Source organism: Serratia sp. JSRIV002 (assembly GCF_019968725.1).
Lineage (GTDB): Bacteria > Pseudomonadota > Gammaproteobacteria > Enterobacterales > Enterobacteriaceae > Chania > Chania fonticola_B.
The window spans coordinates 40319-59280 of sequence record NZ_CP074145.1 but is presented as its reverse complement, the minus strand read 5'-3'; the positions used below and the strand labels follow the sequence as shown (position 1 = coordinate 59280).

At 52.9% G+C, this 18962-nt stretch carries 21 protein-coding genes and 4 pseudogenes; 6 read left to right on the top strand and 19 right to left on the bottom strand.

Going from position 1 to position 18962, the window contains the following annotated elements; translation table 11 throughout:
- Positions 1-32: 32 nt before the first annotated feature.
- The 3 genes from KGP26_RS29505 to mobA are packed head-to-tail and all read right to left on the bottom strand — an operon-like array spanning position 33 to position 2849.
- On the bottom strand, positions 33-557 hold the full coding sequence (locus tag KGP26_RS29505) for a hypothetical protein (RefSeq protein WP_223665706.1): 525 nt from the start codon (positions 555-557) through the stop codon (positions 33-35).
- A 14-nt stretch (positions 558-571) separates the two neighbouring features.
- Positions 572-2503: a TraI/MobA(P) family conjugative relaxase gene (gene traI / locus KGP26_RS29500; RefSeq protein WP_223665772.1), complete on the bottom strand. Its 1932-nt coding sequence runs from the start codon at positions 2501-2503 to the stop codon at positions 572-574.
- Position 2504: 1 nt separating this feature from the next.
- Entirely contained in the window at positions 2505-2849 is a 345-nt protein-coding gene (mobA, locus tag KGP26_RS29495) for a plasmid mobilization protein MobA (RefSeq protein ID WP_059202209.1), read from the bottom strand.
- Between the two features lie 279 nt (positions 2850-3128).
- Here mobA and KGP26_RS29490 point away from each other — a divergent pair, with 279 nt between their 5' ends.
- Positions 3129-3467, top strand: a complete 339-nt coding sequence (locus tag KGP26_RS29490) for a molybdopterin-guanine dinucleotide biosynthesis protein MobC (protein WP_223665771.1) — start codon at positions 3129-3131, stop codon at positions 3465-3467.
- A 159-nt stretch (positions 3468-3626) separates the two neighbouring features.
- Here the strand turns inward: KGP26_RS29490 and KGP26_RS29485 are convergent, their stop codons facing one another.
- The 8 genes from KGP26_RS29485 to KGP26_RS29450 form a co-directional block, all read right to left on the bottom strand.
- Positions 3627-4460, bottom strand: coding sequence for a DUF932 domain-containing protein (locus KGP26_RS29485; protein WP_223665770.1), 834 nt, complete (start codon positions 4458-4460; stop codon positions 3627-3629).
- 453 nt (positions 4461-4913) lie between these two features.
- Complete coding sequence (locus tag KGP26_RS29480) at positions 4914-5480, bottom strand: DUF5983 family protein (RefSeq protein WP_223665769.1); 567 nt, start codon at positions 5478-5480, stop codon at positions 4914-4916.
- A gap of 104 nt (positions 5481-5584) precedes the next feature.
- On the bottom strand, positions 5585-5836 hold the full coding sequence (locus KGP26_RS29475) for a hypothetical protein (protein ID WP_074032228.1): 252 nt from the start codon (positions 5834-5836) through the stop codon (positions 5585-5587).
- 92 nt (positions 5837-5928) lie between these two features.
- Entirely contained in the window at positions 5929-6363 is a 435-nt protein-coding gene (locus KGP26_RS29470) for a DUF1419 domain-containing protein (RefSeq protein ID WP_186486719.1), read from the bottom strand.
- A 931-nt stretch (positions 6364-7294) separates the two neighbouring features.
- Positions 7295-7579, bottom strand: a complete 285-nt coding sequence (locus KGP26_RS29465) for a hypothetical protein (protein ID WP_074032230.1) — start codon at positions 7577-7579, stop codon at positions 7295-7297.
- A gap of 1 nt (position 7580) precedes the next feature.
- A complete protein-coding gene (locus tag KGP26_RS29460) occupies positions 7581-7943 on the bottom strand; it encodes a hypothetical protein (RefSeq protein WP_223665778.1) in 363 nt (120 codons plus the stop codon).
- 51 nt (positions 7944-7994) lie between these two features.
- A complete protein-coding gene (locus KGP26_RS29455; RefSeq protein ID WP_074032232.1) occupies positions 7995-8501 on the bottom strand; it encodes an antirestriction protein in 507 nt (168 codons plus the stop codon).
- A gap of 452 nt (positions 8502-8953) precedes the next feature.
- Positions 8954-9616 carry a plasmid SOS inhibition protein A gene (locus KGP26_RS29450; RefSeq protein ID WP_223665775.1) on the bottom strand — a complete coding sequence of 221 codons (663 nt, stop codon included), beginning with the start codon at positions 9614-9616 and terminating at the stop codon, positions 8954-8956.
- A gap of 3 nt (positions 9617-9619) precedes the next feature.
- Here KGP26_RS29450 and KGP26_RS29445 point away from each other — a divergent pair.
- Together KGP26_RS29445 and KGP26_RS29440 are read left to right on the top strand one after the other, a co-directional pair.
- Positions 9620-9748: pseudogene (locus tag KGP26_RS29445) on the top strand (lysozyme); the annotation flags it as partial.
- Positions 9745-10104 (top strand): DUF2570 domain-containing protein, encoded by a 360-nt coding sequence (locus tag KGP26_RS29440; protein ID WP_223665768.1) that lies wholly within the window; start codon positions 9745-9747, stop codon positions 10102-10104. The pseudogene KGP26_RS29445 and the gene KGP26_RS29440, both read left to right, overlap by 4 nt.
- 150 nt (positions 10105-10254) lie before the next feature.
- Here the strand turns inward: KGP26_RS29440 and KGP26_RS29435 are convergent, their stop codons facing one another.
- Complete coding sequence (locus KGP26_RS29435) at positions 10255-10473, bottom strand: hypothetical protein (RefSeq protein ID WP_074032234.1); 219 nt, start codon at positions 10471-10473, stop codon at positions 10255-10257.
- A gap of 4 nt (positions 10474-10477) precedes the next feature.
- The gene (locus KGP26_RS29430; protein WP_074032235.1) at positions 10478-10945 is read right to left on the bottom strand and encodes a hypothetical protein; all 468 of its coding nucleotides are present in this window, start codon (positions 10943-10945) and stop codon (positions 10478-10480) included.
- Positions 10946-11630: 685 nt separating this feature from the next.
- On the opposite strand from KGP26_RS29430, the pseudogene KGP26_RS29425 reads away from it, so the two are divergent.
- Both KGP26_RS29425 and KGP26_RS29420 read left to right on the top strand, forming a co-directional pair.
- A pseudogene (locus KGP26_RS29425) lies at positions 11631-12095 on the top strand (DUF2184 domain-containing protein); the annotation flags it as partial.
- Positions 12096-12098: 3 nt separating this feature from the next.
- Positions 12099-12212: pseudogene (locus KGP26_RS29420) on the top strand (hypothetical protein); the annotation flags it as partial.
- On the opposite strand, the gene KGP26_RS29415 reads toward KGP26_RS29420, so the two are convergent.
- From KGP26_RS29415 to KGP26_RS29400, 4 genes are all read right to left on the bottom strand, one after another.
- Positions 12175-12435: a DUF1281 domain-containing protein gene (locus tag KGP26_RS29415; RefSeq protein ID WP_245399455.1), complete on the bottom strand. Its 261-nt coding sequence runs from the start codon at positions 12433-12435 to the stop codon at positions 12175-12177. The pseudogene KGP26_RS29420 and the gene KGP26_RS29415 sit on opposite strands and share 38 nt — an antisense overlap.
- A 515-nt stretch (positions 12436-12950) precedes the next feature.
- On the bottom strand, positions 12951-13745 hold the full coding sequence (locus KGP26_RS29410; RefSeq protein WP_223665767.1) for a hypothetical protein: 795 nt from the start codon (positions 13743-13745) through the stop codon (positions 12951-12953).
- 26 nt (positions 13746-13771) lie between these two features.
- The gene (locus KGP26_RS29405; protein ID WP_223665766.1) at positions 13772-14056 is read right to left on the bottom strand and encodes a hypothetical protein; all 285 of its coding nucleotides are present in this window, start codon (positions 14054-14056) and stop codon (positions 13772-13774) included.
- 405 nt (positions 14057-14461) lie between these two features.
- Positions 14462-15232: an N-6 DNA methylase gene (locus KGP26_RS29400; RefSeq protein ID WP_223665765.1), complete on the bottom strand. Its 771-nt coding sequence runs from the start codon at positions 15230-15232 to the stop codon at positions 14462-14464.
- 618 nt (positions 15233-15850) lie between these two features.
- On the opposite strand from KGP26_RS29400, the pseudogene KGP26_RS29395 reads away from it, so the two are divergent.
- Positions 15851-16334 (top strand): annotated as a pseudogene (locus tag KGP26_RS29395) (transcriptional regulator); the annotation flags it as partial.
- Between the two features lie 229 nt (positions 16335-16563).
- Here KGP26_RS29395 and KGP26_RS29390 read toward each other — a convergent pair.
- A complete protein-coding gene (locus tag KGP26_RS29390) occupies positions 16564-17529 on the bottom strand; it encodes a ParB/RepB/Spo0J family plasmid partition protein (protein WP_223665764.1) in 966 nt (321 codons plus the stop codon).
- On the bottom strand, positions 17529-18695 hold the full coding sequence (gene sopA, locus KGP26_RS29385; RefSeq protein WP_074032299.1) for a plasmid-partitioning protein SopA: 1167 nt from the start codon (positions 18693-18695) through the stop codon (positions 17529-17531). Before sopA ends, KGP26_RS29390 begins: the two co-directional genes overlap by 1 nt.
- Positions 18696-18962: the final 267 nt, after the last annotated feature.

The following is an 18962-nucleotide window of genomic DNA, read 5'->3' as shown; positions in this document are numbered from 1 at the left end:
ACCAGATAACACAGGGACTTGAGATTGCTGCTTCAGGCGTCACTGCATGTGAGGCCATCCAGCACAGAAAGATCGAAGATGATGATTGAGGGTCCGTGAAGATAAGAATCGGTCCATGCACCTTCCCAGTCATAAACGCCGTGAAGTCTGCAACTTCTGAACAGCTCGATGCTCTCTTCCGAATTAACGCCTCTGTTGCCAATGTAGAGCATTTTACCTTTGAAATTCTGGTAATGAGGTTGCGCTAACCCATACCATTCCCTTCCTTGCGAAAGTGACGTACTGATCCCGACAGGGAGATGGCGATGCAAAAGTTCCGCAACTCGCGGCTGTTCACTGAGAGGTTTGCTGAAATCAGCGAGCAACGCCCTTTCCGATAGCTTACATCGGTAGACAAGTGGGGAGCCTTCGTTACGACATTTGTAACGAGCATGATTACGAGCTCCGGCAAAGTTATTGGTAAACCAGATAGCATTGATTGTACCCGCTTCCCCTGTGCCCTTAAAGGAGGTATCAAACTCGGTGAATCGTGCGCGCGACCCGTGAAATAATTCCATTTAATCCTCCAGTTTCAGGGTTGCCTGTCGGCTTTGGGCAAGCTCTGAGGCTGCATAGTTTTTTTACTGACCGTTGTATCCGGATCCTGACGATTCATGCCAGTGTAACCCGCTTGTTGGCGCTGCACAGGATGAGTCAGAGGTACGATTTTACCGGATGATGCATTGAAGTGCGGAATGTACTGAATGGTCCCCTGCACAAATTCTTTCTCGCCCCTTACCTCAACTTTCTCCCCGCTCTTCTGCCCGGTGATGTGCAACGCCATTGCCAGGTTTTTACCCTTCTCTGCCGGTACATCGGCAACCTCAATAAACAACCCTCGATCAAGCAGTACAGGCTTACCCGCCGAAGAATACACAACGGCACCGTCACGGTTAACGTGCGTATCATAGCCACGGATCTGCGATGGTTTAATATCGTCTGCAACAGCATGAAGAATAACGTTACCTGAGATAGCGGCAGTACGGTTCTTACGTTTCTCACGGTACGCCCATCCGCGCAACTGAGAGATAGCAGCAGCGTCATGTTGCGTAGCCTGGACCTCAACCCATGCACGATAGGACAGTGGGCGAGAATCCGTACGCTCTTTCAGTGCCGTCCTCTCATCGCGGATCTGCAAACGCAGCGCTGCCATATCCTTCATCTTCTCCACTTCCAGTGCACGGAACATCAGCTTACGCAGCAGCGGGTCAGACATATTCAGGCGAACGTTATTTTTACGGATGCGGTAACTTGCCGACACTTCACGGAAACGGGTACGCACATCGTCAGCCGATATCACAGGCCGAACAAAACTGGTTTTGTATGCTTTGTAACGAGCAATCAGATCCTCTCGGGCTATAGCCCGCTCAACGCGACGTTCCGACCTTGCCCCTTTATCGCGGCGGTGAAGCAGACTGTCATACTGGGAGTTAACATTTACCGCACTCTGCAACACATCTTTACCATCACGATCCACTTCGCGGATTACAGCAGCCGATGTGAATGCTCCGATAAGTTCCTGCTGGCAGTCTAGCGTCAGTTCCGGGTGCAGCCGGCTAGCCTTTACCGGTCGCTGAGTATCATCACCTAAATCATAAATCGCCAGCCCCTTGCCTTTCTGTCGAAGCTCAATACCGGCAGCAATCAGCACGTTATGCACGTCATCCCAGGAGTACTCTACCTGCAGAAATAGCGAGTCAAGTTTCTCCCTGCAGGTATCCACGGCATAAGAAAACAGGCTCTCCTTATCACTAAAATGCTCCAGTTGGCGCGCAGCTGCAGGTGCAGACTTATAAAAGTTTCGCTGACGAACGATCGCCCCGGAGTCGTTAACCACGTAAGGACCGTTGTCATGCTTCCAGCCATACTTCAGTTCCATCTCTCGGCAGCATCGGTCCAGGGTGAAGTGGTCGTTGTACAGTGACGCAGCTTTGTAACTCACCGGATTAACGCGGTTGACGGTCATATGACAGTGAAGATTATCGGTGTCGTCATGGATGGCAAAAACATACTGATGCCCTTCCATTCCAAGGCGGTTAAGGCAATGCCTTGCGGATTCAAAAATCTGATCAGGCGTCGGTCGTTCGGTCTCAGGCCACGACAAGATGACGTGATAGACAGGGTCATTACAGCGAGTATTTTGCACGCCAACCATGTCCATTTCCGTGGAGGCTGTAGCCAGGGAAAAACAGTTGGTCTCGCAGATGACATTATCGCAACGCACCTGCTGGCGCCCGTCCGGGAACGTTGCGATAACATCCTGAGAATCCGGTAGCGCATTACGTGTCGCATACCCGACCAGGTCATTGAAAATTTTATCTTCCGAACGTGACTTGCGAACAAAGGGCCGTTCCGGCGACAGCGTTTCGCTCATCTCAACATCATCGCGCAGAATGGTGTAGGAGACGAGTTGCACGAAGCTGGATTTACCATCACGACGCCTTTCGGCCACGACTGCGAGCATCTTAATCCTCTGTGTTGTTCAGGCTCTCGGCCCGAAATTTCATTAACGTTTTCTGAAGTGAGGCCAGCGTATCAGCAAACTGCTTGCTGAGTTCTGGTGTCATCACTCCCAGTTTTTGCATCTCGGTGTAGAGGTGCTTTTGCAGGCCCCCCAACTTCAGAATCTCATTCATCTGCCTGGTGTCACCTTTGGCCACAATGCGACGACCAAGGGCTGAACGCCGGAGAAACTCTCCTATCGAGAGACCAGCAGCTTTCGCACTGGCCTGGATTTGTTCCTTCTCTTCCGGATAGCACCGCACGCTGCCCAAGAGCGCCGTTCTCTGGCGTTTTTCACTCTTACTCATCTTCAATCCTTCACGCCAGTTGAGGCGAGAACCGTAATCCGGGTGTCGGGACAGAGTCCTGACCAGGTCGTTTTGTGGGGCCGCCTGCGTGCAGGCGGTGCTACAAAACATACCCTGTCCCACGTTTAGCATCATATTCTGATTCTTTGTCTGAAGTATATTTTATTTCGGCTTCGCCGTCACTGGCTTACGCCAGAAATGCCGGGTTCTGGCACTGTGTTATTTCGGGAGGTATACTCGTAGCCTAGAATTGAGCACATAAACACAGGAAATGGAAGAATGGCTGAGAAGAAATGGTATAGCGTCGAGGATGTTGAGCTGGCTAAATCGTCACTGGATGATCTGCCAGATTTGACACCAATACGTCTCACAAAAACAGATGTACTGGAGCAATTGAAGGAAAAAATTATTGAGCTGGCGAATAACAAAGGTTACAGCGTGGAAGATATTCGAAGTGCGCTCGAATCTGCCGGGATACCAACCAGCGTTAAGGCCATCAGGGATATTCTTAATACCCGAAAAAAATCGCCACCACGTTCGGTTAAAAGTAAAAAAACGGCAGGCACGGTTGATAGCAGTAACAAAAAACCTGAACCGGAATCGAATCCGGTGAGCTAATCAGGTGATCCACTCAGGGGCGGACGGGAGAAAGAGAAAAGTCACGTAAGTGGCATTTCTCTTTCGGTCTGGAAGGGGGATCGTTTCTTACAGGTTCAATACCTGTATGAAACGACAAGGCTGTAAAGGTGGCGGAGGTTTTCCCCCGCCGGATACACATCAGGATTTAATTTTCTTCATTTTTTCCGCCATTTCCCACAGCGCGCGGTTCAGCTTGATATCCCCGTCAATGCCCGTGACCGCACGGGTACGCTGTAATCTTCCTTTCGCCGATGACGCCCACAGCCCGCCCTTAACCATATTTTCCTGAACGCGCTGATAGGTAGTCCACAGGTCGCCTGGCTTATCCGCCTCGCGGCGAGCACGTAACACATCTTCTGGCTCCAGTGGGATATGTTTTCCCTCCCCTTTTTCGTCATATTTCCAGCTGAGGACTGTCTCCGCAAAGATACGTTGTTCATCTCTGTTAAGCGGGATACTTTTCATCTCTTCACTCGATTCGGTGATACCGTCGAATATTTCCAGCACCTCATATGCGCCCTCGATAACCTGACTCACAATGTCACCTTTGTGCGGAACACGAATTTCACCGAACGTCTGCCCACACACCATGCCATTCGCACAGACGAAGCGGAAAAGCCCTGGGATCATCTGGTAGCTGCTACTCCCGTCATGGCTGTTGAGCAAAATAATTTCCGGCACTTCCTGCCCGCCAATCTGCCCTTCACGGCGCAGACGAAGCATGTGTTTTGTGTGTTCGCGTTTTCCCTCATCGCGTGTGTGGGTCTGGCAGGCAAAAAAAGGCTGAAAACCTTCCGTGCGCAGATTGTCCAGCAGAGTGATGGTCGGAATGTACGTGTAGCGCTCGCTGCGGGACGCGTGTTTGTCTTCTGAAAACACACTCGGGACATAGCGTATTAACTCGTCATTAGTCAGAGCGCGCTCTTTGCGAATAACATTGGCAGAACGGAAAGCAGAGGATAAACGGGCCATGGTAATTCTCCTGAATGGTTTTAATAATGACTGTCTTCTGGCGTTCTCCTTTCGAAGGTGAATCACCGTCGCGGGAGGGCGTTGCCGTGATGAAATGACCGGCCCGGACCATCAGGGATTCATGCAAGGGGGCTGCCGGAGGCCGCAGCGCAAACAACTGACCGAAGAGAAGGCGTGCGAACGGGTGATGGCAGCAGGCGCAGCCTTTACCCTTGCCTGAATCACGGTCCGTGCCAGTGTCTTTCACGGCAAGGACAACCCGTGACCACGCAGGGAACAGAAAGGGAAACGCCGGAGGGAAGTGGCGGGCAACGCCCGTTTCCTTTGAGGGGCCGCCATGCGGACCCGGTCGGGGCGGCGCTGGCGCAAGCCAGCTGCGAGCCCCGATTGCTGAGTACGCGGAAAATTATGCTGTTCGGGAAACACATTGCCCCGGAGTCCGGGGCAAAATGATTACCAGTCGAATGTCGCTAGACCGTCCAGTTCATCTCCCACAGCAGAAAAATAGATCATGCTGATATTGCCCTGCTTTATGCCCTGCCAGATAACCCAGCGCGCAGCACCTGACAGCCCTTTTTGTTTCAGCTTCAGGAGGGGGGATCTGACAGCATCAAGACGGATCATGAATCCGACGCCTGTGTCATGGATCCATTCCCGGGTAGACGTGTCGCAAGTCAGATCACCCAACAGATGGATGTCAGCAAGCGTAATATGGGAGGTGGAGCATTCAAGAACAGGGCGCATCACGCTCGCGCCCAGCGTGAGCGTTTTTCCCCATCCCAGCAACTCAACAACATCATTCCAGGCCCACTCTTCGTTTTCCGGAGCGGGCAGGGTCAGGAGCTTAAACGGAACACCCAACGTCTCCGCCAGGTGTTCTCCAACACCGCAGACGGGATCATCTCTTTCAGCAAAATCGGCACACGCCAGGTAATTTCCATGCAGGTAAAGCGCCTCATCGCAGTTTTCAAGCTGAATAACCGTGACGCCATAAGGCGCGCCCTCTGTAATCTTTTTCATTGTATACTCCGTCGCAGCAGGCGTTCGTTTCCGGAAGTCAGCGGCTCGATGCCGGTGACTCCCGGACGGGTCAGAAAATGCCGCCCCGGAGGACGGCACAGGTATCAGGCATACGCCCGCTTAATCTCCAGTGAGCGCAGCAACTGCCCCCACTCCACCACGTTCAGTGCCGGGATGCGCACAGGCTTGCGCTTGCGCTGACAGCGGGCGATATGACGCCCCAGCGCCTTCACGCGTGGCGAGATGCTCTCTTCTGTGACGGTGTCACGCTGTACCCGATGTTGCTTTCTCACCTCCGCGCTTTCGCGCGGCTTTACAAAATATTCCTGACATGCGAGGATAAAACGGTCTTTCATGATGTAACTCCATCTAAGACTTGTAGTGACCGGCCTGCTCGAACAGACCGGCGTGATAAAGCAGAGCGCCCGCTCTGCTTTTTTATTGCCGCTTACGCGGCAATCCCTTCGGCATAAATAAACGCCTTAACCTTTTCTATAATTTCGTCGTGTGTGAGTGAGGCGTGGTTGCGCATCTGGAAGTAGCGCGTACCATATTGGGCAAAAATATCAGTGATGTTTCCGCTGTACATTTCGCTCAGCTTGAATGACTGGCTGTCTGCCGTTCCCCGCCAGTTGAGCGGCGGAAGCACTTCCAGCATGTCCATAAACCGCGCTTCCGTGATTTCAGACACCGGCTGATAATTTTTCCGTATAAAGCGCTCTATAGCTTCTTCCACCGTCACCAGCTCCCAGTAATCGCCGCGAGTATTCAGCTCATCCAGCGTCTTCGGCGAGACCATAGTTCGCCACGCTCCGTCCACAAAATGCGCTTTGCGCCAGCCGTCGAATTCACTTGATTTGCTCCAAAATGCCATTGCTGTCATTGGTTATTTCCTCACTGGTTGAGCCCTTAGGCTTCTTTCTGGCGTCCTCTTTTTCCGTTTCCGGAAGGCGGGGAGCACGTTGCTGTGACACATGACCGCCCTGTTCCATCGGGGACGGAAACAAGGGGGATGACAAAGCCGCAGCGCAAACGACTGACCAGCGGGAGGGAGTGCGAACGGATGCAGGCATCAGGCTTCAGCCGGACCCTTGTTTATGGACCAGAACAGGGCAGCGTCAGTCACAGCAAAAGTGAACACCGCTGACAACGGGGTGAACATGGGCTTCGGAAGAAGCCGGTTTACCGGCTTTCCTTAGCGGCCGTCCGTGACGGCCAGTGAAAGTGGCGCTGCCGGAACGGCAGCTGCTCACGCCGCCCTTCAGGCATCGCTTGCTATCCCAACGGGACGGAGACAGGCCACGCCCTGGCTCCGCGGAGCTGGGTGGCCACCACGGGGACACCCTGCGAAGTGCAGGCGACGACCCGGTTCACCGGGGAGCCGAAGGGGCCCAGACGGGTTTGAATTTTGGTGATTATTGTGCTTTAAAGCCTCGATATCCGATTGAATATTGAGTTAAAATAAGTGCAATATTTGCACCTTTTTAAGATTTTTTATGACTGGATTTGAACTCAGATTATGGCGAAAAAGCCTGGGCTGGAGCAGTGATAGGGCCGCAGAGGAGCTGGGCGTGTGCCTGCGTTCTTACAAAGATTACGAAAACGCGCCAGAAGTAAAGCGCGCCATCGAGCTGGCCACGATCACGCTTTCCGTGCGGGGATTGATGCCTCTAATGGCACGGCCTCAGACCAGTAAGTCGAAAGCCTTAGAGATGCTCCAGAGAATGCTAACCTGATACACTGGCACAACCCAGGCAGACAGGGTTCTGAAGTACCCGCGCTCGATGCGCGGGGGCTTCAGCAGGGGCCGCAGATCAGCAGTCAGATTCATCGTCATGATGCATCGCGGAAACAGTCAACAACGCCGTAAAGTCGATGTCCAGCCTGTCGCACAGGTGCCTGAAATCGGTAATCAGATCCACCATGATGGTGTCCACGGATTCATCGCTGCGCGCAAGCCCTGTCTGGCGAGCGAAGTAGCAGAGCGTCTCAGCGGCGACTGCTGATCGGTCAGCGTTATCGGGCTCGCGGAAAGTGGGCCAGTCTCTTTCGATGGCCATCGCGGTCAGCACCCTGACCCCCGTCATCGTATCAGCCATCTTATTCAGCTCCGTGCCCGTTATTCAGCCCCGCGACCACCGCCCGTAAACAACCTTCCTGTCGGTTCGTGGTCATTTCGCCATTCATCAGTACCAGAGCAAACCAGGTATTATCTTTTAGCAGCACATAACTGTTGGATTCCCCCTGAGCACGAATCCGGATCTCACTGCTGGGTTCCTGCCCGTCATTGGGTAACGTAGCGGACATCAGTGCCAGCGCGGCTTCCACGCAGGGCAGGCTTTTTTCGGAATCCGTCCCGACCTCCGGGTCATCAAAACAGATTTCTGATTCACAGTTGATATTGCCTTCAAGCCATCGGGCCAGAATAGTCAGCCCTTCCATAACTACTGATGCTTTGATCATGTTCTAGTTCTCCTTATTGAACCCGGGCACCCTGCCCGGGTCCTGGCTGTGTCAGTCAATGGCGCGGAAAATTTTGCTGCGTTCCGGATGCTCAATAATGCTTACGTAGTCTTTCAGGGCGTCCTGACGGTCAACCAGGCCCTGGCAGGTCTGCGCGTACTGCGGCCCCATCTCGGAAGTCTTCCAACACAGTTGGTTAAGTACGAAAAGCGTGGCAATGATCCCGGCAGCGTCTGCGGAGACGTATTCATCAAAATAATTGCCTGGAATGCTCAGCCGGTAGGTTCCCTCTGGTGGGGTCATATACCCGGTCGGGCGGGTAGTGATGATGTCTGTATATGGGCCGACATGGCCGCTAATCCCGCACGGCACTTCCCAGAACTGCCACATGCCGCCCTCGTAGTTGCTGTGTCTGTCCAGAAATGACTGCACCAGTTGCTCGCCAAACGGCGTAGCGAACAGGCGCGGCACGAACACCTGGCGCTGGCGTGGGTGGGAGATTTCAATACGTGTTATCTGCTCAGTCTGGAAAATGGTCGCTGCGGTCGTAGTCATCATGGCCTCCTTCGGCTTCTTTCTGGTGTCCTCTTTTTCCCTTTCCGGAAGGCGGGGAGCACGTTGCTGTGACACATGACCGCCCTGTTCCATCGGGGACGGAAACAAGGGGGATGACAAAGCCGCAGCGCAAACGACTGACCAGCGGGAGGGAGTGCGAACGGGTGCAGGCATCAGGCTTCAGCCGGACCCTTGTTTATGGACCAGAACAGGGCAGCGTCAGTCACAGCAAAAGTGAACACCGCTGACAACGGGGTGAACATGGGCGCCGGAAAAAGCCGGTTTACCGGCTTTCCTTAGCGGCCGTCCGTGACGGCCAGTGAAAGCGGCACTGCCGGAACGGCAGATGCAAGCGCAGAGGCGCAGTTTTGAGGCAGACAGAAGAGTAAAAGGAACTGCCCGATTACTCAGATAGTCCCTTCCCAAAGGAGCTTCAGGTGCAAAACACAACACTGTCAGCCTGAATAACCCAGTTTATTCGGTACGTACAGCCGTTCCTGTGCCCGGATCACCTCAGGAGTATCCCTGACAGTCGCCGCCAGATTCAGCACCAGTGTGAACAGCGATTCTGAGCCATAACGCAGCCATTCCAGTTCAGCAAGTGTTGGAAAACGCGGTTGCCAGCGCCAGAACATGTTCAGCCAGTCAACTTCCTTCAGATCCGGATGCCGCTTGTTCCACTGGCTGAAGGTATCCGGACTCTGGAAATTCAAATCCAGGGCAGCCAGCTGCACAACACGATGATACTGAATCGCCTCCTGCTCTCGCAGCCGTTCCCACTGGCGGCGGGATTTGATGCCGGACTTATGCGCACTCAGCCTGGCTCGCTGTCGGTCACGCTCCATCCGCTGAAACGCCACCTCAGGGAACAGCCAGTGTCGTGTTGAACTGCACAATGGCGTCGGGCAATACTCGCCACGGGTTCGGATCAACGTATCAAATGCCATTTCGTAATCTCCCAACGTAGCCAGCCTCTCGCGGGGGTTCCATATGATGCCGACAATAGATTTCAGTGCTTTACCGGTCACTTTTCCGCGCCCTGTCAGCCGCCTGAAAAATGCGGCCGCATAGGGGTAGTAATTGAAGCGGCGGTTTCCCGTGTCATTTTCGACGTCGATAACATTGCATCAGCTATCAGCAAGTGCCGGAACATTTGGGCTTCACTGCCTGGCGCTGGATATGGGCAACCGGAGCACAAATTGGATTTGCTGCTGGCTCAGTACAAGAAGGCTGGCGGGGCGTTGGTATGAGCATCAAATACCTAATCCCCATTGTCATCGTCATTGTGTCGATGGTCGGCGGGCTGGGCTACTCGGCGTTCCATTACCACGGCAAGTACACAGCCGCACAGCGAGATGTAGCAACCGCGCAGGCAGTCACTACCAGCGTACTCACTGCTATTGACCTAATGTACGCCACTTCAAAGGCCGCCCATGAAGACAAACAGAAACTTGCTGATGAGGGCGAGACGAGAATTGTTTATATCAGAAAGGCGGTCAAAAACGATGAGTGTGCTGTTCGTACTGTCCCTGATGCCGCTACTGATAATCTCCGGATGCTCGAAAACTCAGCCCGTACCGGTGTACCCGCCAAAGATAAACCCTGAGCTGACTGCGTCCACGCCGGTACCGAAAACACCGAACCCGTTGCTATACGGTGATAGCCTGGTTCTGAATGCCCAGCTATTCGTGGCGCTGGGCCAGTGCAACCGGGACAAGGCGGCAATCAGGGAAATCGAAGATAGGCGGAAATAACGTTAGTTGCCAGCAGATTCGCCACCAGAGATGTTTTCAGGAACATCCCGTTTCGGGCTAAAAAGCTGGTGATTAACGACTATCCACTCCCCGCTAATCCACTTGGTAACCTGTTGCGGTGTTACGTCCATATGCCGAGCAAAATCAGCTTGGCTGCCATTATGGAAAATATTGATGTATCCCAGCAAGGTTCTACCTGATACCAAATTGTCATTATTCATTGTATTACTCCGCAGTAATTGAAGGGTTAACGATGAGGTAAGAAGTGCCGTGCTCGTCGTCCATTTCTACAGCATCAAAGCCGAGGTATGCAGCCACGCAGCCACGCAGACGCTGCATTTCCCAACTTGCAGCAGCGTAACCGCCAGCAGATGAGCGAGGCTCCAAGATAGATTCGAACGAATCATCACACTCGTCGTCAGCGATAGCGTTAGCCAGTGCTTCGATCTCATCTTCATCGGCAGTGACTTCGGTAGCCAGGAAAGCAACAACCTCTTCGATACGGTCACTCAGGTCGGCGCTGGTAGCCACCTTCTCGACAGTGTAGGCATAAACGTTATCACCGTGAGAACCAGCAACATCGGCGTCAACGCTGGCAAACAGGCCATCAAACACGTTGTCACCAGTCATTGCGAAAGCGCCAACCTTGATAACCGGTGCAGTGCTGCTGTATGAGCCGTGGAAGAGTTTCATGTTATTGCCTCAGTTCGTTGTCGATGGAACCAATATAATCAAAAAGTGATTATGCGGCAAGGTATTTATAATCAAAAATTGACTATATGCGACACGCATCACAGAGCGGCATTTCGAGGCTGCTGCGTAATGCTTACCCGACAAGAAGCATAGATTTGGCGTCAACCATCGAGGTGATCTCCTGTCTTGGCGGCTCGGAACTAGACGAGAAGTGGCAGCGCAACTCTGACAAGCGTGGCAATGCTGCGATTAACTGAGGATTTGAAAATGGCATTAGTTCCAGAAGGGTTTGGCGTTGGTGTTGCAGGTCCTCAAGGCCCGACCGGTCCGCAAGGTCCCACAGGTCCAGTTGGCCCAGCAGAATTGGAATGGAAAGGCACTTGGTCATCCGCTACCGCATACGTGATTGATGATGCGGTAGGTTACAACGGCGCTTCATACTTCTGCATAGCCCCAAATACAAACAGCGCTCCTACTGGCCTTCCTGGTGACACCAAGTGGGCATTACTTGCATCTCAGGGCGCAACCGGTCCGCAGGGCCCGCAAGGTGTTCAGGGTCCATCAGGCATTATTGCAGTAAGACAGAAATCAGAGGTCACGTTTACCGGCCTGAATTTGGTCATCCCAACGACGGCGACAAACCTAATGACTGACATCGTCTCGCTGCCTACATTCTTCAGCGTTGACCAGGGTGGCAACCGGCGCGGGCGGCAGTGTCAAGTGGGCAGACAAAGACGGCCAGGCGGTTTACGACGATATTGCTGGTCGCCTGTATGCTCGCCTGATCGCGCAGACTAAGGGTCTGATTGAGCGCACTGACTCGATGACTCTGGCTATGTCCCCAGAAGCAGAAGTTAACCTGACTAAGACCAACATGTACAACGTGAACGTCTCCGATCAGCTTAAGAAAAACTTCCCTAACCTGCGTGTTGAGACAGCCATTGAATACGCAACGGATGCCGGTGAAATGGTCCAACTAATCGCTGATCGCTTGGGCGAGCAGGACACCGCTTATTGCTCATTCACTGAAAAGATGCGCGCTCATGCCGTGGTGGTGGAAGAGTCAAGCTGGAAGCAGAAAAAATCAGGCGGCACCTGGGGCGCGATTATTCGCCAGCCTCTGGGCATTGCTTCAATGTTGGGGGGTTAACGAATGTCTGAATTAGTGACAGTGGGCTGCAAGCTGCCGAATGGCCTGGTGCTTGAGATTGGCGGTTACCAAGTGGAGCTTAACGGCTCCAACTCATCGCTGGTTGTTGGTGGTTATCCCACTTCAGCCCGGCAAGCCCCGTTGCCCGATAATACTGGTCAATATAATGACAACAGGACTTATCAAGCCAAACATTGCTCTCCAGCATCTCGATCCATCCCCCGAAAGCGAGTGAGGCTTCTGTCGGCTCGGTGCTGCCATGCGCAGTCAGCGCGGGATACGGCAGATACTGCATCTCGATACCCGGCTTCAGTCGCCCGGCCACGCCAGCGATGAACATGTGGACACTCTGATTGATGGCACGTTTGTAATACGGGTACATCGTCCCGTTCGCCCAGGCTTCTACCTCGGCCTGCACACACGCAGACACGGTGAGTTTAATTCGGTTGGCACACCAATTCGGCATCGTTCTTTCTCCCATAAAGGTTCGTGGATACGGCTGTCGCCGTAACCACTAACCAGACCGGGCGGTCAGCGGGGGAAACAAGGGCGCGCCCGCAAGCCGCAGCGCAGGCGAAAATCAGGGCAGAATGCGCTGATTTTTGACGTGAACGGGTGAGGAACGCGGCGAAGCTTCCCTTGTTACGCACGCAGCCCGGGCTAAGGTCTGGGCACGGCGTCAGCCACCCTTGGCACAAAACGTATCGCGGGAAAAATCACCTTCCGCCGGCACGGCGACAGAAGGCGACCGGTACGGGCGCGGCCTTTTTGACTCCGGATAACACCGGCTCAACGCCGGGGGTATCCGGCAGGGGGAAAACGGGCCGCTGGGGAGCGACCCGGGAGTGCCGGGGATCAGGCGGCATGTACAAAACTGCGGAAGGCCTGCACCTGATCAGTAGTGGCGTGGCGGGCTTCGTTTGCGACATACTGAATTTCTGAACGGCAGACCCACTTTCTTACCGGCTGCCCAGGGAGGATGACGACCTCACTGGCCCAGGACTCCGCCATCAGTTGGCCCGCACACTTCACCTGAAACCGGACGGAAACCACACGCGCATTATCGTCCAGGATCATCCTGATATATTCCTCCAGAATGGCTTCATCCGTATCACAGTAGCCACAGTCGCACGGGTCTACAGCCACGGCTTCCAGGGTGATGTTCGCGGTCGCCCGAGTGAACAGGTTCTCATCATATTCTGCCGGGTACGTCCCTTCCGTGAGCTTATAGCCCAGCATATTCACGCTGTGACACAGACATTCATACTGTTCGCGCAGCGCCTGCAGCAGACGCTTTTCCAGCATTTCCATCTCATCAGAAAAGCCCTCATCAGCCAGTCGAGTATCCCAGGAAAGGCTGTACCAGCTTTGTGTCAGTTCAAGTTGCACACGAATGCCCTGCTCCCTCACAGCCGTGAATAACGCCCGCGCATTGCACCTGGACAGATAACGCTTCCCTCGCAGCCCCGGAATAATTCGAAGCAGGTCAGCACTGGAAAGAGTGCCGTGGAAAACCACCCCGTCGCTCTGACCCCACTGCTGGCCATATTCAAGGTGGAGTGACGTAGGCCAGTTCAAGGCCAGCAGTTCCTGCTTTGCCATGGTGTGGTTCAGCGCACTGGTCAGGCTGTGAAAGGTCTGAAATGTCATCGTGTGTTTCCTCTGGTCATACAGGCTCACAGGGTCACCTCCCCGTCACGCGCGCCGTCGGAGAAGGCTTTCGCGTCGTCCGGGCAGTTAAACTCATAGCGCAGGCCTTTTGGATGCTCGGTGTTAAAGACATCCACGTAAAAACAGCCTTCACGCCCGAACAAGCCCGCCCAGTCAGGATCGCCTTTAACGCTCTGATACGTTGTGGTGATATTGAAATGTGCCAACGCGGCGGCGAACTCAGGGGATGAAATCAGCAGCTTATCCGTCAGTGCCTGCAGCAGGCTTTGAACTACCTGGCGATCGTTCATAAAATTCTCCTTCGCATGATGGTCTTAAAAAACTTTCTTCTGGCGTTCCTCCTTTCGAAGGAGGGTCGTTGTCTCTTGCCATGAGCGACGGTCAGCAACGGGCCATCAGGCAAAAGTCACGCTCCGGATGCAAAGCCGCAGCGCAAATGACTGACTGAAAAGGAAGGAGTGCGAACGGGTGCCGCAGCTGGCGGCTTGATTTTTGACGGCACGGTGCAACCGTTTAAGCGATGGCAGGAGATAACGTCTACACGGAAGGAGCACTCGGGAAGACAAGATGTGCGGTACAGGCCCGCCGGGGCGGGCATCCTTATGGGACCGGTCATCTGGCCAGACTGGCTAACGCGCCGGGGGCTTATGCCCCCTGAAAGCACCATGAAAACCGGGGCAACTGCCCCGGGATCTTCAGCCTTTGAGAAACCGACACAGTGCATCAATAACATCCGCCGTTCCCAGGCGCTCCTGCCAATTTCCGACATACCACATCGGCGTCCGGTAAGTCCGGCGAACGACTAGGGTCAGCGTGTTGCCAATCACAACCTCTGCAGGTATCCCCAGAAGGGACAGTTGCAAGTAACACATATGTGCTGCAGTCGCATCAATATCCATGCAACTGGCGAATAGCTTGTCCTGATAGTTGATGCCCTGTTCCGCAAGCACTTCAGCAAATGCGATCACCATACTGCCTGCCCCAACTGCCGGTTCCTGCAACGTAATGAACGGCTTGTGTTCCAGCTCGCTGAGTACATCACCGGCGGTGAGGCGAGCCAACAGGGCAGACAGATGATAAGGTGTGAAAAACTGGCCCATATGGTCTGAGCCGATCTCCAGTTCCATGAAGAGCTGGCCCAGAAAGTCACCCGGCTGACACTCCAGAGCGCCAGTGAGACACCCCAGCAACTGAGTCATCCGGTGAACATCATCAGGTTGATAGCGACCGGCAATCGCCAGATACTCTTTTTCCAGATCAGGACTGCGAAGAAAAACGTTCTGCACGGCAAGTGTCGCCATTTCTGCAAAATCGCGGAAAACCTCATGTCGGTGGTGATAGCGCGCCGTTTCACGAAACAACCGGATAAATTCCCGGCGGTAATGGTCATAGCCGTTCTGGCCAACGTGGCGTAACCGATCAGGGGTATTGGCTGGCGCGAGTATATCCAGGGTCAGCTGCGTCATTCTGGTGTTCCTTCCTTTGTGGCGATCTGCGGTGTGCTCCCGCCATACCGCGCTGGACGCAACGGGCCATAAGGAAAAAATCCAGCTCCGGACGCAAGGCCGCAGCGCAAATGACTGACCAGGGGGAAGGAATGCGAACGGGCACAGCAGTCGGTGGCTTGAATTTTTCCGGCACGGTGCGACTGTTAAGCGGAGGGAGGGAGTAACTGCTGACGATGGAGTGAAGGCTGACTCAATAAGGAGGGCGGACAGATTCGCCGCCAATTCATAGTCTGGCAGTGTCAGCGCGGATCGTGGATTTTATCCAACAAGCCAAGACGCACCATGTAAGTAATAACTGATTCTGGACGAAGCTGTTATTCCTTAGCAAAGGCAGGGCTCCGCCCGCCGCCACGCCATCAGCGGGGGCTGCCAATATGTCATCGGGTTGCAGGTGTGATTTAACAACCGCTGAGGAAGATCCGGGCAAATGATCGTCTGCCGCAAGGCGGTGAGGAAAACTGAGCGCAGCGACATCCTTAACATCCTGAGTAACTGCACTTAACCGGGAATTTGACCAGAATAAAACCGACAGGATATGACATGGTCACCATGAAATAAGTTGCGCGTCGCGCAGGAATATCCGTGACCACCTCAACCACACCACCACGTTGAGCCTGTGACACGCAAACGGGTTGAAAAAACTATGCGGGAGTTTAACTATCACCGGAATGCGACCGCGTTGGCGCTGGTAAAAAGAAGCGGCTACATGTTGGGGGTTGCTCCCCGGCAATCTCGACGATCCGTTTTTCTCACGACTGGCGCAGGACGTCAAAGATAACACACGGAAAGAAGGCGTCAAGTTGATGGTCTGCAGTGGTAGCCATCAAGCCAAGCTGGAGAAGATCGGTCTCAACCTCATGATATACCTAGGATGTGAAGCCATAGGTGCGCAGGTCACCCGAATGAAGGAGGTGGACATATTAAGGTATGCCGCCCACACGCTGACCGTAGTTGTGGTCAATCAGACCTGCCGATTAGAACGCAACGTCTTGAGTACTACCGTCTGGCCATGGCTGGCGCCAGCATCGTCGTCCCCTACTCCAAGATCATCAGTGCCCCCCTTTTAATCAGGCGTAGAACTCATCAAGGCACAAGCATATGGCTCATTCAGACGCAGGATAGATTCACACAGGACAACAATATTTTTAGTATCAGTACTGTAAAAACGGGGGTGACCATAACGTCTAGCCATCAAGTGGGACCACGGTCCCACCTAACGATATATCTCAATAGATACTAAGATAGGAGAGGGATAACTGACAAGTGGGACCGTGGTCCCACTTCAAGGATCAGTGCTTCTGTAATTTTGAATGATCGGCGAGTAGCATTTCAATACGTTCAATAAGAGAAGCAGGCACATCCGTCAGATTAAAGGAAACTGAGTTGTCAGAATATTTCGCCTCAATACCGACGGCAAACTTACGCACCGTGACTTGTGATTTTGTCCTGGTAACAGGCATCAGACGTTTTAGCAGTTCTTCGCTACTGAATGTAACACCTTCAGATTGCTGTGCGCGCAGCGCCTGGATCAGCTTCTTAAGCTCAGTTAAATCAGATTTATGGAACCTATAGAGCATTTCACCACTACGGGCGCTCAGTTCATTGGGATTCGCAAACAACTGTAAGGTTTCAATTGGCAGTTCAGCGGTTTTTATACAGCGCTGAATAATCTTGCGGGATATGTTCTCTACCTCAGCGAGATGGCTGACGTTCCCACTAAATTCAGAGAAGAGCCGACGGGCATAGCGTAACCCACGCTCATATGCACTGGTCGGACGATAATCATTTCCAATTTGGGATAGCCAGCGCATTTGCGCATCGCTCAACTCACCGACGAGAACTTTGTACTCACTGCCAGTCAACATTGCGGCCTTACGACGTCGACTACCATCTGCAATTTCGATAAGACCATTCTGACTGCGCCCAAAAGCTGGGGACTGCTGACCTGACGACCGAAACGAGGGCAACAAATCATCGAGGGAAGATTCTGTCAATAAGTCCTGAAGACGCTCGTTGCCGGCATAGACGGCAGTTCTGACTTCTATCTGGTCCGCAGCGATGGTTTTCAGAACAAAGATAACGTCCTCCCCACATACCGGCAGGGTGATACTGCTTCCTTTCATCGCGCTAACACGTGAAGAAAGTTGGCTGACTGCAGGTGCAGAAGGTGAGAGACCGCTCTCCCTGACCGAGACCGAATTAGCTTCATCAAAATTTATTGTCGGTGCATGACGTAATACAGGGGCTCTTTTCATTATGCATTCTCCCAACGCGTTTTGATTAACCGATTATAGATCTCAGCACAAACTGGTTCCCAAATAGCCACAGCGTTACGCCAAGCAGCCGGCGTTGAACGTTGATTCGCCGCTTGCTCGAAAACGGTACGCATCCTCACTTGACCTTTGCCGACTTCATCAGTCACACGTACAACTTCCTTCAGAACCATCCCGCCCCACGCGTTACGGATTTGGTCATCCATCCATTGAGATTGGCTACCGACTGCATTGCTGAATTTCGTAATCAGGACGCGAACATCTGGTTCAAAACCGTTCAAGTCAATATTGAGCATCAGATCTCGCAACATGGTAAAGAACTGCAGAGTAGAGACATAGTCATACAGTTCCGCCGGTGTAGGAACGACAATGACATCGGCGGCACAGGCGACATTAATTGTCCCTATCCCAAGGTTTGGAGCACTGTCCAACACAATCACATCATAACTGTCCCAAACAGATTCAATGGCAGCCCGAAGAAGAAGGTGCGGTGCAACAGGGAGTTTCCCGGAATCATGCAACGGATAAATTTCAGATTCGATGCGGTGTACAGCTAGGCAGGATGGAATGATGTCCAAGTTAGGCCAGCATGTTGGTTTGATGGCATAAGCTGCATCGTCACGCTGCCCCATATAATAAGGGAGAAGGGTATCTTCCGGGTGAATGTGCAAATCTGGAACATAACCATGATAAAGTGACGCGGTAGCCTGAGGATCCGTGGCGTCGATTAATAAGACACGTAACCCCTGTAATGCCATCCATTGAGCAATATGTACCGATGTGGATGTCTTATAAGCCCCCCCTTTATGAGCGGCTACCGCAAGGACAACAGGATCCTGTCCAGCCGGCCTTGCTGGGCGGGTACCAAACACATCTCTCATTGCATTAATTTGCTGTATTGAGTATCCGGTGCGTTGCTCAACACGTCCGATCATCGCAGTCTCTGGGGAGGGTAACTTCCCTGACTCTTCATAGTTTCGGATCGTTTGCGCCGTGACACCCACAAGATCTGAAGCTTCAGTGATCCGCCAACGCCTGGTAATCGCTCGAGCTTCTGGGCTGTCGTTACCAAATTGTGCTTTAGCGATTTCCTGCGTCATAAATTGACCGCGTTCTATACAACGATCCAGCGTTGACTTGAGGTCCATATTATACCTTATTCGTATTTTTGCATCTTTATAGTAAAACACCAATAAAAGCGCAAAACAACCATTAAAGCGCATAATGAGACAAATAAGGCATAAGCGTGACGTATGTCAGCAAAAGACAATCCGACGTGATCATAAGGACATATAAGAAGGGATTGAATTTTCGAAGATCATAAGCCGATATCCGAAGGATATTTTTTATTCTTTTTAATCCTCCATTTACTTTTTAACTAATTGTATTTTATCAAAAAAATAACGTTTTTATAT

Excerpts from the sequence above, each read along its gene's own strand:
- KGP26_RS29465 (WP_074032230.1), bottom strand. The coding sequence starts at position 7,579 with ATGGCTGATACGATGACGGGGGTCAGGGTGCTGACCGCGATGGCCATC.
- KGP26_RS29485 (WP_223665770.1), bottom strand. The coding sequence starts at position 4,460 with ATGGCCCGTTTATCCTCTGCTTTCCGTTCTGCCAATGTTATTCGCAAA.
- KGP26_RS29480 (WP_223665769.1), bottom strand. The coding sequence starts at position 5,480 with ATGAAAAAGATTACAGAGGGCGCGCCTTATGGCGTCACGGTTATTCAG.
- KGP26_RS29430 (WP_074032235.1), bottom strand. The coding sequence starts at position 10,945 with ATGAAACTCTTCCACGGCTCATACAGCAGCACTGCACCGGTTATCAAG.
- mobA (WP_059202209.1), bottom strand. The coding sequence starts at position 2,849 with ATGAGTAAGAGTGAAAAACGCCAGAGAACGGCGCTCTTGGGCAGCGTG.
- KGP26_RS29490 (WP_223665771.1), top strand. The coding sequence starts at position 3,129 with ATGGCTGAGAAGAAATGGTATAGCGTCGAGGATGTTGAGCTGGCTAAA.
- KGP26_RS29505 (WP_223665706.1), bottom strand. The coding sequence starts at position 557 with ATGGAATTATTTCACGGGTCGCGCGCACGATTCACCGAGTTTGATACC.
- KGP26_RS29410 (WP_223665767.1), bottom strand. The coding sequence starts at position 13,745 with ATGACATTTCAGACCTTTCACAGCCTGACCAGTGCGCTGAACCACACC.
- KGP26_RS29460 (WP_223665778.1), bottom strand. The coding sequence starts at position 7,943 with ATGATCAAAGCATCAGTAGTTATGGAAGGGCTGACTATTCTGGCCCGA.
- KGP26_RS29405 (WP_223665766.1), bottom strand. The coding sequence starts at position 14,056 with ATGAACGATCGCCAGGTAGTTCAAAGCCTGCTGCAGGCACTGACGGAT.
- KGP26_RS29475 (WP_074032228.1), bottom strand. The coding sequence starts at position 5,836 with ATGAAAGACCGTTTTATCCTCGCATGTCAGGAATATTTTGTAAAGCCG.
- KGP26_RS29400 (WP_223665765.1), bottom strand. The coding sequence starts at position 15,232 with ATGACGCAGCTGACCCTGGATATACTCGCGCCAGCCAATACCCCTGAT.
- KGP26_RS29440 (WP_223665768.1), top strand. The coding sequence starts at position 9,745 with ATGAGCATCAAATACCTAATCCCCATTGTCATCGTCATTGTGTCGATG.
- KGP26_RS29415 (WP_245399455.1), bottom strand. The coding sequence starts at position 12,435 with ATGTTCATCGCTGGCGTGGCCGGGCGACTGAAGCCGGGTATCGAGATG.
- KGP26_RS29470 (WP_186486719.1), bottom strand. The coding sequence starts at position 6,363 with ATGACAGCAATGGCATTTTGGAGCAAATCAAGTGAATTCGACGGCTGG.
- traI (WP_223665772.1), bottom strand. The coding sequence starts at position 2,503 with ATGCTCGCAGTCGTGGCCGAAAGGCGTCGTGATGGTAAATCCAGCTTC.
- KGP26_RS29390 (WP_223665764.1), bottom strand. The coding sequence starts at position 17,529 with ATGAAAAGAGCCCCTGTATTACGTCATGCACCGACAATAAATTTTGAT.
- sopA (WP_074032299.1), bottom strand. The coding sequence starts at position 18,695 with ATGGACCTCAAGTCAACGCTGGATCGTTGTATAGAACGCGGTCAATTT.
- KGP26_RS29455 (WP_074032232.1), bottom strand. The coding sequence starts at position 8,501 with ATGATGACTACGACCGCAGCGACCATTTTCCAGACTGAGCAGATAACA.
- KGP26_RS29435 (WP_074032234.1), bottom strand. The coding sequence starts at position 10,473 with ATGAATAATGACAATTTGGTATCAGGTAGAACCTTGCTGGGATACATC.